This window comes from Shewanella livingstonensis (assembly GCF_003855395.1).
In the GTDB taxonomy this organism is placed as follows: Bacteria; Pseudomonadota; Gammaproteobacteria; order Enterobacterales; family Shewanellaceae; genus Shewanella; species Shewanella livingstonensis.
Map to the genome: position 1 here is coordinate 2,512,263 of NZ_CP034015.1, position 13,585 is coordinate 2,525,847.

Consider the following 13,585-nt stretch of genomic DNA (forward strand, 5'->3'; position numbering starts at 1 on the left):
AAACCTCAACTGGGGTAAACAATGACAATAAGTTTGCCAATATAGGCTTATTTGGCTTATTTGGCTTATTTGATTATAAATTCACAAGTGGATGCTCACAAAAAAGAGGTGTTTACCGTTGGCGTATTACATGTAAGTGCAGTAATTATCTTAGTAATTAACTTAGTAATCCGATGCAGTAATCAGTTGAGTAACTTGTATCGTCCATGAGTTAATAACTCGTTTTTAGGTTTGTTAATCAAAGCTGAGGGGCGGGGTAATGTAAATAAAATACGAAGGATGAGCCAAACAACTAAAAAGCAGTTTTCTGGATGTAAGCGTAATGCTGAGTGTACTGAGGTAAATGAGTGTACTGAGGTAAATAGGTAGTACCATCATTAACCAAGACAACTTTAGCTTAGTGTTAAGTTTGCGCTCGTTGCTGCTGTAATATAATTGAGTGAACGTGATTAAAAACAAAAAAGCCTTTATTTGATAAACAAATAAAGGCTTAATATTTGTTGCTATTGATTACTGGCTATTACGCGCTACGTTGGCAGCCGCTTCTGCTTGGCTTGCAAGATATTCGTCAAACGTACCTTGGAAGTTAATCAATTTTTTGTCTTTTACATCAATAATACGTGTAGCCAAAGATGACACGAATTCACGGTCATGGCTAACAAATATCAATGTGCCTTCAAATAATTTCAAGGCTTGGTTTAGCGCTTCAATCGCTTCCATATCCATGTGGTTGGTTGGTTCGTCCATTACCAGTACGTTAATATCCATCATCATTAACTTACCAAATAATAAACGGTTTTTTTCACCACCAGAACAATTACGGACTTTTTTGTTGGCATCGTCATCGGAGAATAATAAACGGCCTAACATGCCACGAACCATTAAATCATTGTGTTTTGGTGTGCGCCATAATGACATCCAATCAAATAAAGTCATGTCATTATCAAAGTCAGAGGTGCTGTCTTGCGGGCAATAACCAATCGCAGCATTTTCAGACCATTTAATACGGCCATGATTGTGTTCTAACTCATTCACTAAGCAGCGTAATAGGGTTGTTTTACCTACGCCGTTCTCGCCAATAATCGCTAGTTTTGAACCTGCTTCAAGAATAAGGTCGCCGTGTTCGAATAACACTTCATCGAATCCGTGTGACAACTCTTCAAGTACCAGTGCTTGGCGATGCAGCTTTTTGCTTTCTGCAAAACGAATTGACGGGGTAATACGGCTAGATGACTTAACATCATCTAACTTAATTTTGTCCATCTTTTTAGCGCGTGAGCTAGCTTGTTTTGCTTTAGATGCGTTGGCACCAAAGCGGTTAACGAAGTCTTGTAACTCATCAATTTCAGCACTTTTCTTGGCGTTACCGGCTAATAGTTGTTCACGTATTAAGCCTGATTGAGCAAGGAAGTATTCGTAGTTACCTGGATAAACGCGTAATTCGCCATAATCGATATCAGCCATATGAGTACAGACAGAGTTTAAGAAATGTCTGTCGTGCGAAATGATGATCATGGTGCATTTACGTTTGTTTAGCTCGGTGGCTAACCAACTGATGGTATGAATATCCAAGTTGTTGGTTGGCTCATCCAGTAACAATATGTCTGGATTAGCGAATAAAGCTTGTGCTAATAGCACGCGCAACTTCCAACCCGGAGCAACCTGTTGCATTAAACCAAAGTGAAATGACTCTTCAATACCGGCTTCTAACAGAATTTCACCCGCGCGACTTTCAGCTGTGTAGCCGTCCATTTCAGCGAACTGACTTTCTAAGTCGCCTACTCGCATACCGTCTTCATCGGTCATTTCTGCTTTGGCATAAATGCTGTCACGTTCTTGTTTGACTTTCCACAGTCCAACATCACCCATGATCACGGCATCAACAACGCTATATTGTTCAAACGCAAACTGATCTTGACTAAGCGTACCGACTTTAAAGCCTGGTGTAATCGATACGTTGCCTGATGTTGGGGCAAGAGCGCCACTCAAAATTTTCATGAACGTAGACTTACCACAGCCATTTGCGCCGATTAAACCGTAACGGTTACCGTGACCAAATTGAGCCGAGATGTTTTCAAATAATGGCTCAGGGCCAAACTGCATGGTGATATTAGCGGTAGAAATCAAAGCAATGTTCCAACTGTGTACTAACTGAATCTTTATCAACAAAGGGCAAGTAAACAGCCGTGTGAAAATAAGACTTACGTGAGTATATGTAAGTAAATAGGCCGCGGATTATACAGGTTAGGGTTAATTTGTCGATTTATAATCTGCTAATATTGTCTTCCATAGCCTTCTACACTCAGATGATCATAGCCTCTGCTGACAATAAGCGGTTTAACGGAGGAAGATATTGCAAAATAGTGTTTAATAGAATGACACTTAGCGAGGCATTGATAAGGTCACAATTATCCCTTAGTTGGATAATTTATAAGGTTTAGTTAATGATTCAGCTTGGTTTACCCCATTATTGATAGGTTCATATTAGGGCCGGTTGATCTTTCAAGGTTATTTTTGCAGCGAATTGTTGGCCATTACTCACATTTACAACTGCGCGGTAGAGACTTTGAGGTGTAGTTATTCTACATAAAAAGTCGATAACACAGTAAAAATGGCCAACAAACGCTGCCCGAAGGGTTCGGCTAAAAACGTTTTACTCTTTGTTGAATGCATTTTGCTTAGATGACTAGGCATCAATCCATTCGCCTCGATTAAAACGTTTTTAACTCGAACAAAATTCAACCAGCAAAGATCAACAGGCCCTAACCTTAGGATAAAACAATACAGTAAAAGTGGAACTTCGCACTTAACTGATCATGTCATAGTACCCACATCATGTTGAAGTAACTTAAGCTGCATATCGGTAAATATTGTCGTTCGACACAGCAACAAGCACACCAATAACCACGCGCTTCAAATGATAATGTTATTAAGCATGTCACTTGTCTAAAGTAGCCATAATTCCCGTAAACCCCTAATGTGTCGAAAGATTTATTATTGATATCTTGATCACAACAATGAGACTTAACAATGATTTAGGAATATATCATCTCCTATGCCTTTTGTAAGTTGTTATACTTTAATCGATAAATAAATCACTCTACATGAGTTGATTATAGTATGAGGCAGAAACGATTTTTTTAAATGTGGTAGGGTTCATTAGGCATTTAACGATTTGCTCACATTTTACAAGTATGAATTTGTAGCATTCGGCTATATATAATGCTCTAGGAATAACGTAATAATGGCAAATAAACCCAAATCATTTGCACATGTTCTTTTTTGTTTGTTGTTACTGTTGTCGTTGGTCAACGTTACACATGCAGAAATCGTTGAGCCAGTATTCATTACAAAACAAGAACAACGTTGGTTAAGCGAACACCAACCTATTCGTGTTGGTATTGATGGTTACTTTCCTCCTTATAGTTATATCAATCAGCATAACCAACCCGTTGGCATGGCTGTTGATACCTTATTATTGATTGGAAAGAAAATAGACATTGAGTTTGTGTTCAGCGATGAGCATCGCTGGCCAAATATTATCCAAAATTTATATCGTAAAGATATTGATATCGTTTTAACCATGGTCAACACTCCAGAGCGCGACAATAAGTTTCTATTCACGAGTCCTATTGTGTATAAATCGTTGGTCGTAATTGCTAAAAAAAATAAGTATCAAATTAACAATCGCAGCGATATCGCTAATAAGACCATCGCACTGGTGAAGGGTTATCAATATAGCGATAAGGTGATTAAAGAATTCCCCAGTGTGATCCCGTTTTATGTCGATAACATGCGTGAGGCAATGGAAGCGGTTCAGGCTAATCAAGCTGATGCGGCAATCACCTTTTTTGCTGCGGCAAATTACTATCAAATAAAGTATGCTATTTCAGATTTAAAATTTGTGGCTTTTTATGAAAAAAATAATGCTAATGAGGCAATAGCCATAAGATCTGATGCATCCTTATTGGCCAGCATAATGCAAAAAGGTTTAGATTCATTAACCCCAAGTGAAAAACAAACCATTAATCAAACTTGGGGTGCCAATATTACTCTACCCAAAGATTATCAAGATTTAGTTAAATTGGCTGCTGGCGCAGGTTTACTTATCCTGTTGCTTTGTTTGTGGATATTACAAGCTAAACGGCATAATAAAGCATTGGTATTGGCAAATAAGAATACCGAAAATGCCTATATGGAGTTGAATGATCTAAAAGATAATCTGCAAACTATTGTCCTTGAAAGAACATTACAATTAACTAATAGTGAAAATAGGTATCGTGGATTAGTTGAGTCGTTAGACGATGAGTATATTTTCTATCAACATGATACTAAAGGGTTTATTAATTATATTAGCCCTTCAGTTACTCATATTTTAGGCCACACGATTACTGGTTTCGGTGACTTCTATAATAAATTTTTAACTGAAAATCCAAAAAACCAACTCATTTCAGGCTACATAGAGCGGATCTTAAATGGTGAGCATTTACCACCCTTTGAAATGGAAGTGGCAGATGTAAATGGTCATCCTCACAGTTTTGAAGTGTTAGAAAGACCAATGTACGATGCAGATGGTGATTGTATTGGCTGCGAAGGTATTGCTCATGATGTCACTGCGCGTAAACAGCAACAAGATGAGTTGTATCAATTATCGCATTATGACGACCTAACGGGCTTAGTTAACCGCTATTACTTTAAAATACTACTCGATGAAAATATTCAAGCATGTCAGCAAAACCAACAACCATTAGCACTACTTTTTTTAGACTTAACACGATTGAAAATTATTAATGATAACTTCGGTCACAGTGCTGGCGACCATATTTTAAAACAAGCGGCTACGCGTATTAATACCACGCTAAAAGGGATTTTTACCGTGTCGCGTTTTGGTGGCGATAAGTTTTGTATTGCGTTACCAAATGCCTCTGCTGACAATGCCAATGCCACTGCAATCGAGTTAGTTAATGTGTTTCAACATCACTTTGAGTTTTTAGAGCAGTCTATTATTTTAGGTTGTCGTGTTGGTATTAGTCTTTTTCCTGAAGATGGCCAAGATGCTGAATCCATGTTGAGCCAGGCTGATTCTGCATTGTATGAAGCGAAAAAAAGGCCGCTCGGAGTCGCATTTTGTAATAAACAACAATCACTGCATAATAAACGTCGCCTTGCCATAGAGCAGGGATTACGCAATGCTCTAGCTGCTCCTCTTGTTAACGACTATCAATTATTTGCTGTGTATCAGCCTTTAATCTATTTGCCGAGCCAACATTTAGCAGGATTTGAAGCGTTAATGCGCTGGCATCATCCGGAGTTTGGGCTTATATCTCCCGCTGAATTTATTCCTGTTGCAGAAGATACCGGACTCATTTTTGAGTTAAGCCGTTGGATGCTAACTTCAGTGTGTCAACAAACTGTAAAATGGCATCAACAAGGGTTTAACTTTCAGCGTATCTCAGTTAATTTATCAGCCTTAGAATTAATGAATATTAACTTGGCGGATGATTTATTATCGATCATTTCAAATGCAGGGGCTCAACCTCAATGGTTTAAATTTGAAATTACCGAAACGGCGTTGATGGCTATTCCTGAGCAATCAATTGAAATTTTGCAAAAACTGATCCAGGCCGATATTCATGTGGTTATTGACGACTTTGGCACTGGCTATTCGTCACTTGCTTATCTTAAATCACTACCGGCGAAAATGTTAAAAATCGATCAGTCATTTATTAATAATCTCATTAACTCAGTAGAAGACCAAGCCGTAGTAAAAGCTGTCATCAGTATGGCTCATTCACTTGGTAAGCAGGTTACTGCCGAGGGCGTTGAACTTCAGGTACAATTAGATTTTCTCGTTGAACACGGGTGTGATGTGGCGCAGGGATATTATTTTTCAAAACCCATCAGTGCTGAAGATGGCTATAAAAAATATAATGTAAACGCTGATATAACAGATATATAGCTAACGATGATTGATAACATAATTAGGCACCCGGTTATCAGTATCGTTTAGCTACAGTTAAAAAATAAACAGATTAATAGATAACCTTTCGCAACAAACAGTGACCATAAGCTTGCTTTGTGATCTCAATGTCGTCAGCAGTCAACCCCCTGCGTCAGGATAGTTATCTCCTCGATAACTAATGGTTTATTTAACCAGATTCAACTCGAGTATACGGGGTTTTTATTGTCCATTATGGGACAGGTATTTTGGTATTTGTTGCTGCAATAATCATTTTATTTCTAAGCCATTTATTTGCAGGCTCTTTGTCGACATTAACATGCCAATATAAATGTACCCCTATGTCGGGTAATTCTACTGGCATAGGGTAGATAGAGATATCAAGCATCTTGCTATACATTGCAGCGGCTGTTTTCGGTAATGTTAGCAGCATGTCGTTATTTAAAATGACTCTACAGGCTGATAATGCGTGCTGGCAGCGTAACGATATTTTTCGATGTAAACCAATACGCGACAGTTCAAAATCTTCCAAACTAGGTCCAGTAGATCGAGATGATACAAGCACATGGTCTAGTCGTAAGTAAGTTTCTAAATCGAGTGTTTCTTTAATGGCAGGGTGGTTTTTACGCGCTACAACGACCAGTTGATCTAACTCTAATTGTGTATGCATAATATTATTGCTAACGGGTATTAAGGTGTCTATAGCTAAATCAATATCGCCACTGGCCAGTTTGTTTTCAAGTTCAGTACGTCTCACTCGTTTATTACTGCTTAAATTGATGGCCGGCGATTCTAACAACAAGCTTTGTTGCAATATAGGCAAGTAATAGGGTTCTAATGAACCATGTAATGACAGTGAAAAGCTTTTACGTGAGGTTAAAGGCTCAAATTGCCTTGATTGCACCAAGCACACTTGTAATTGGTGCAAGGCTTCTCGCACATCATCAATCACATTTTTTGCCACAGGCGTTGGGCGCATTTCGTTACCTTGCCTTATAAACAAAGCATCATCGAAATGGGTGCGTAATTTACCCAGTGAGTGGCTCACCGCTGGCTGCGATAAATTCAACACCGACGCCGCTTTAGTAATATTGCCTTCACAATATATTGCATCGAACACTACAAACAAATTCAAATCAATTTTCATACTCACTCCAGTGATCTTCTGATGTGCATTAAGACCACCTTAGACGTGCCTACTATTTAAAATACAAATAGTAGGGTATTAGAACTATTCATTTGTTCAATTTAGATGTTGGCATTAGCATAGTCAAGTAGATTCGATATAGCACAAAATACATTCAAAATAATTGATTGTTTACCAATTGAGTCATCATTCTTTTACTAAGTCAGAGAAACTAAATGGCAGCAATTTATTTGATTCGACACGGACAAGCCTCTTTTGGAAGCACTGATTACGATCAATTATCAACCAAGGGTAGCCAGCAAGCTACATTACTAGGTGAATATTGGCGCTCCAGATCGGCCCCTAGCAAATTCTATTGTGGTGATTTGTTGCGCCATGGCCAAACGTTGACTCATTTTGTTAACGGCTACCAAGGTGAATCAACGCCGATGGTTATCCACTCGGGTTTTAATGAGTTTGATCATGTAGATATTTTGCAGAAATATAACGGCCAATGGCATGACTTTGCTCAGATGGCAGATCTGTTACAACAATATGAAGAACCTAATAAAATACTCCACAAAGAGTTTTATCAAGCGTTAAATCGTTGGATGAGTGGTGATCACGATTTGGAATACAAAGAAAGTTGGCCACAGTTTAAAAGTCGCTGTATTCGAGCGTTGCAAAATATTATTGAACAAGAATTAGTAAAAAAGCGACAGGGTAATAATGTCAACACCACAAAGTCTACAGACATTGTAGTGTTTACATCTGGCGGTACTATTTCGACTATCGTGCAACATGTATTGCAATTAAGCGATCAACAAACGTTAGCGATTAATCAACAGACCAGAAATACCAGTGTGACCAAACTGCTTTTTTCCGAAAGCATGTTGAGCGTAGATTACTTCAATAACTACAGCCATTTAGAAGTTGCCGGTGATCAATGGATAACCTTTAGATAACGACATAGATATTGGAACCAAAACGTATATTGAAATTGACACGAACTTATACACACTTCTCTGTAACTCTTGCTTTAAAAGTAACATTTTGCTTTAAAAGTGACAGTTACCACCTAAATATAATAAGGAAATGACATGAATAAGGGCGATTTATTTGATTTAACAGGGAAAGTGGCATTAGTGACTGGGGCAAGCCGTGGTATTGGCGAAAGTGTTGCTAAAGTATTAGCCCAATATGGTGCTCATGTGATTGTATCCAGTCGAAAACTAGCAGCATGCCAAACAGTAGTCGATCAAATTGTTGCTGCAGGTGGCAGTGCACAAGCCATCGCTTGTCATATTGGCGAGTTAGATCAAATTGATTCAATTTTTGCCGCTATTAAACAGCAACATGGCAAGCTGGATATTTTGGTGAATAACGCCGCCGCTAATCCTTATTTTGGTCATATTATTGATACCGATTTGACTGCGTTTCAAAAAACGGTAGATGTGAATATTCGCGGTTATTTCTTTATGTCGACCAAGGGGGCGCAATTAATGAAAGACAGCGGCGGCGGATCGATTGTCAATGTTGCTTCAGTTAACGGCGTTATTCCGGGTGATTTTCAAGGTATTTACTCCATTACTAAAGCGGCGGTTATTTCCATGACCCAAGCTTTTGCCAAAGAGTGTGCCCAGTTTAATATTCGCGTAAACGCATTATTACCCGGCGGCACTGACACTAAATTTGCTTCCGCACTTGTTGATAATCCAGCGATTCTTAAACAAATGATGCACCACGTACCGATGAAGCGCGTTGCTCAACCAGATGAAATGGCGGGCACTGTCTTATATTTAGCCTCTAACGCATCAAGCTACACTACCGGCACAGCCATCAATGTCGACGGCGGCTATCTGATTGGTTAGTCCCCAAACAATAACAAAAATTAGTTCAGGAATTCATGATGAATAGCACTAAAAACACCAGCATAACTAAGTTGTTTGACCCGTTTACGACCAAATCGTTGTCTTTAAAAAACAAAACCGTTATGGCGCCGATGACACGTGCATTTTCGCCTAACTATATTCCTAATGATGAGGTTGCTGCCTATTACCGCCGACGTGCCGAAGGTGATGTGGGTCTTATTATTACTGAAGGGACCTTTATCTCCCATGAAGGTGCTAATGGATATGAGAATGTACCGGCGATTTATGGTGAACAAGCTTTAGCTGGTTGGAAGCATGTTGTTGATGAAGTGCATGCCGTAGGCGGCAAAATAGCGCCACAACTTTGGCATGTGGGCTCGGTGAGAAAATTAGGAATTGGCCCACACAAAGAGGCGCCAGCTTATAGCCCTTCAGGTTTGTATAAGCCAGGTGCTGAAAATGGTGTTGCCATGACTCAAAAGGATATTGATGACGTGGTCGCATCATTTGCCCAGGCGGCGCTTGATGCTAAAAACATTGGCTTTGATGCTATTGAAGTTCACGGCGCCCATGGTTATCTAGTTGATCAGTTTTTTTGGCAAGGAACAAATCAACGAACCGATAAATACGGTGGCTCGTTAGAAAATCGTACTCGTTTTGGTGTCGAGATAGTCAAAGCAATCCGCGCAGCAGTGGGTAACGACTTTACGATTATTTTCCGTTTTTCGCAGTGGAAACAACAAGATTACAACGCTAAATTGTGTCAAACACCTGAAGAGTTAGCCATCTTTTTAGGCTTATTAAGCGATGCTGGTGTCGATATATTTCACGCGAGTACTCGTCGTTTTTGGGTGGCAGAATTTGAAGGCTCTGATCTTGGTCTTGCGGGTTGGACTAAAAAGTTGACCAACAAGCCCGTGATCACTGTGGGTAATGTTGGTTTAGATGCGGACTTTATTGGTGAGGGTAATGCGGATTTGTCGGGGACCTCTAATCCAACGGGTATCGATGAGTTATTAGTGCGCTTAAACAATGATGAATTTGATTTAGTCGCCATTGGTCGTGCGCTATTAGTTGATCCGCAGTGGGTTAACAAAATTAAGCAGAATGCCATTGATGAGATTAAGCCGTTTAATAAAAAGTCATTAATGTCGTTGAGTTGATCAGTTGAGTCAGTGGGTTAACACTCATAGTGAGCGCTATTAACGCAGTCATTACCAGGTAAAAGGATAACGAAATGAATTTTGAATATAGCGAAAAAGTTCAAGAATTAATCAAACGAGTCAACGACTTTATGGATTTGCATGTGTTTCCAGTAGAGGAAGAAATGCATAAGCAAGTTGAGCTTGATCCCTGGTCAACGCCACCGTTAATGGAACAACTTAAAGCCAAGGCCAAGGCAGAAGGGCTATGGAATTTATTTTTACCGGTTGTCTACGGCAAATACAGTGCCGGACTCACCAATTTAGAATATGCACCGCTTGCTGAAATTATGGGCAAAGTGATGTGGGCACCTGAAGTGTTTAACTGCTCAGCGCCCGATACTGGCAACATGGAAGTACTGGCTAAATACGGTAGTGAAGCACAAAAGAAACAATGGTTAGAGCCGTTACTTGACGGAAAAATACGCTCTGCTTTTGCAATGACAGAACCAGAAGTGGCTTCAAGCGATGCGACTAATATTGAATTGAGCATAGTGCGTGATGGCGATGAATATGTGATTAATGGCCGCAAGTTTTACATTAGCGGCGCATGCCGTAAGCAATGCGAAATTATGATTGTGATGGGTAAAACCGACCCTGATAACAGCAACCGCTATATTCAGCAATCGCAAGTGCTTGTGCCGATGAACACTCCAGGTGTCACTATGGTGAGACCGATGAAAGTGTTTGGATATGACGATTCACCAGAAGGACATGCTGAGGTAACGTTTACCAATGTGCGTGTCCCACTTGAAAATATTATTGCCGGCGAAGGCAAAGGCTTTGAAATTGCTCAAGGTCGTCTTGGCCCTGGTCGTATTCATCACTGTATGCGTTCAGTCGGTATTGCTCAGCGGGCGCTAGATTTGATGTGTAAACGAGTTGGCGAGCGCATTGTATTTGGTCAACCGATGATAAAACAACAATCGGTACGTGAAGATATTGCCAAATCAGCCTGCCAAATTGAACAAGCGCGGTTGATGACTTTAAAAGCGGCGCAAAAAATGGACACTGAAGGCAATAAAGCCGCTAAAGAGTTAATAGCGATGATTAAAATTGTCGCCCCAAGTATGTCGCTTGATGTAATAGACCGGGCGATTCAATGTCATGGTGCTGTGGGCGTGAGTCAAGACACCTTTTTAGCACATGCTTGGGCTGGCCAGCGAACGTTACGTTTAGCCGATGGTCCTGATCAAGTGCATATGATGCAGTTAGGTCGAGATTTAGTCAAAAAAATCGTTGTATAAGAGTATTTTCGAGTTGAAATGCAGTAAGCGTTGCAACTCGTTATCGCGCTTTTACTTAGCTAAATCACATCAATAAAACCACGAGAGTATGACTCAATGTCACAAGTATTCCCTATCAATAATGAACAGCTTAGTGCTTATTTAGAGCAATATGTTGAAGGTTTTAAAGGGCCAATTAGCCTAGAAAAGTTTTCTGGTGGTCAATCAAACCCAACTTACAAAGTGACCTCAGCATCAGGTGTGTATGTGTTACGTCGCCAACCGCCGGGTAAATTATTAAAGTCGGCCCATGCAGTAGACCGTGAGTATCGGGTATTACATGCGCTTAAAGATAGCGATGTGCCCGTGGCTAGCGTGTTTCACCTGTGTGAAGACATCAGCGTAATCGGTTCAATGTTTTATGTAATGGAGTTTTGCGATGGCACGGTTTATTGGAGTGCATCATTAGCCGAAATTGATACAAACGATCGACGTTCAGCTATGTATAACGCGATGAATAAGGTCTTAGTTGCGCTGCATAGTGTTGATGTTAATGCGGTTGGTTTAGCCGATTACGGTAAAGCGGGTAATTACTTTGAACGTCAACTGGGTCGTTGGACTTCACAATACCGCGCGACAGAATTAAAAAAAATTGTCGCCATGGACGAGTTAAGTCAATGGCTTGAGCAACATTTACCCCATGATGATGGCCGTGTTTGTTTAGTCCATGGTGACTTTCGTTTAGACAATATGATGTTTGCTAAAGATAAGCCTGAAGTGATCGCCTTACTCGATTGGGAGTTATCAACTCTAGGTCATCCATTTGCTGATTTAGCTTATCAATGCATGCAACTGCGTATGCCTGCTGGTATGGGCACCATTGACGGTTTAAAAGATATCGACCGTGCCAGTTTAGGTATCCCGTCTGAAGAGGAATATGTCGCACTATATTGCCAACGTATGGGTATTGAGCAGATTGAGCACTGGGGTTTTTATCTGGCGTTTAGTTTTTTTCGTTTAGCAGCAATTGCTCAAGGTGTGGCTAAACGTGCCAGCGAAGGTAATGCCTCTAATGAACATGCCAATAAAGTGGGCGCATTTGTTGAGCCACTGGCCAAAATGGCCTTAGAGGTGATAGCCAATGAAACAAAGTGATCGACATTAGTTATCGCCTAGCGGCTGCCAGAATTCAGCAAAAAACCTTTAGCGTTAAGTCATTAACACTCAGCAATCAACTAAAAATATTCAGCGACAAACAAGCAGTAATAAATAATTAGTCATAAACAACAAAATATAAAAATAACATCAATAAGACTATCGAACATAGCATCAACAAGACCATCAATTACAGGAGTTACTCGCATGGATCCATTATTAGACTTTACCGGTAAGGTAGCCGTTATTACTGGCGCAGCTCAAGGCTTTGGTCAATTACTGGCACAAGAGTTAGCCAAACGTGGCGCTAAATTAGTCATTAGCGACATTAATGAAGCGGGCGTGAAAAAAGTGGCGGCCGATATTGCTGCCACGGGAGCCGACGTTATTGCAATGCAATGCGATGTGTCGAAAGAGGCGTCATGTAAAGCTATGGTTGATAGTGCGATTGAACATTTTGGTCGCGTCGATATTGGGGTCAATAATGCCGGCATTGCCCATGAGTTTATGCCGCTTCATCTCATCGATGAAGCGATTATGGACAGCCAATTTGCGGTTAATGTTAAAGGTGTGCAATTTGGTATGCGCCATCAAATACAGCAAATGCTAAGGCAAGGCGAGGGCGCCATTCTCAATGTAAGCTCGATGGCGGGTCTTGGCGGCGCAGCCAGAGGCAGTGCATATTCAATGGCTAAACATGCGGTAATTGGCTTAACCAAAACTGGCGCGGTTGAATACGGGCGTAACAATATACGCATTAATGCAATATGCCCGTTCTTTACCCTTACGCCGATGGTGACTAACTTTGCTGACGAAGAAAAGCAAAAGAAAATGGCCCTCGGCGCACCAATGAATCGTTTAGGTGAGCCAAAAGAAATTGTTACCGTGATGCTGATGATGTTGTCACCTGCCAACACTTATATGACAGGCCAATGTATTGCCGTCGATGGCGGTGTATCAGCGTTCTAACTGTTGCAGCGAGTATGAGTCCATGAACCTCATTTTCTCAGCCCTTCGCTTAATCATTTTCAATGTAATAGAACAAC

At 40.4% G+C, this 13,585-nt stretch carries 9 protein-coding genes; 7 read left to right on the forward strand and 2 right to left on the reverse strand.

What is annotated here, in order from left to right:
• Positions 1 to 510: 510 nt before the first annotated feature.
• Entirely contained in the window at positions 511 to 2,127 is a 1,617-nt protein-coding gene (locus tag EGC82_RS10815) for an ABC-F family ATPase (protein WP_124730772.1), read from the reverse strand.
• Between the two features lie 1,117 nt (positions 2,128 to 3,244).
• Between EGC82_RS10815 and EGC82_RS10825 the strand changes: the two genes are divergently transcribed.
• Positions 3,245 to 5,959: an EAL domain-containing protein gene (locus tag EGC82_RS10825; RefSeq protein ID WP_124730773.1), complete on the forward strand. Its 2,715-nt coding sequence runs from the start codon at positions 3,245 to 3,247 to the stop codon at positions 5,957 to 5,959.
• 232 nt (positions 5,960 to 6,191) lie between these two features.
• Here EGC82_RS10825 and EGC82_RS10830 read toward each other — a convergent pair whose 3' ends face one another.
• On the reverse strand, positions 6,192 to 7,106 hold the full coding sequence (locus EGC82_RS10830; RefSeq protein ID WP_124730774.1) for a LysR family transcriptional regulator: 915 nt from the start codon (positions 7,104 to 7,106) through the stop codon (positions 6,192 to 6,194).
• 215 nt (positions 7,107 to 7,321) lie between these two features.
• On the opposite strand from EGC82_RS10830, the gene EGC82_RS10835 reads away from it, so the two are divergent.
• The 6 genes from EGC82_RS10835 (at position 7,322) to EGC82_RS10860 (ending at position 13,508) form a co-directional block, all read left to right on the forward strand.
• Positions 7,322 to 8,050 (forward strand): histidine phosphatase family protein, encoded by a 729-nt coding sequence (locus EGC82_RS10835; RefSeq protein ID WP_124730775.1) that lies wholly within the window; start codon positions 7,322 to 7,324, stop codon positions 8,048 to 8,050.
• A 135-nt stretch (positions 8,051 to 8,185) separates the two neighbouring features.
• A complete protein-coding gene (locus tag EGC82_RS10840) occupies positions 8,186 to 8,956 on the forward strand; it encodes an SDR family oxidoreductase (RefSeq protein WP_124730776.1) in 771 nt (256 codons plus the stop codon).
• A gap of 38 nt (positions 8,957 to 8,994) precedes the next feature.
• Positions 8,995 to 10,119, forward strand: coding sequence for an NADH:flavin oxidoreductase (locus EGC82_RS10845; RefSeq protein ID WP_124730777.1), 1,125 nt, complete (start codon positions 8,995 to 8,997; stop codon positions 10,117 to 10,119).
• Between the two features lie 74 nt (positions 10,120 to 10,193).
• Complete coding sequence (locus EGC82_RS10850) at positions 10,194 to 11,405, forward strand: acyl-CoA dehydrogenase family protein (protein ID WP_124730778.1); 1,212 nt, start codon at positions 10,194 to 10,196, stop codon at positions 11,403 to 11,405.
• A gap of 96 nt (positions 11,406 to 11,501) precedes the next feature.
• Positions 11,502 to 12,539, forward strand: coding sequence for a phosphotransferase family protein (locus tag EGC82_RS10855; RefSeq protein ID WP_124730779.1), 1,038 nt, complete (start codon positions 11,502 to 11,504; stop codon positions 12,537 to 12,539).
• Between the two features lie 207 nt (positions 12,540 to 12,746).
• On the forward strand, positions 12,747 to 13,508 hold the full coding sequence (locus tag EGC82_RS10860) for an SDR family NAD(P)-dependent oxidoreductase (protein WP_124730780.1): 762 nt from the start codon (positions 12,747 to 12,749) through the stop codon (positions 13,506 to 13,508).
• Positions 13,509 to 13,585: the final 77 nt, after the last annotated feature.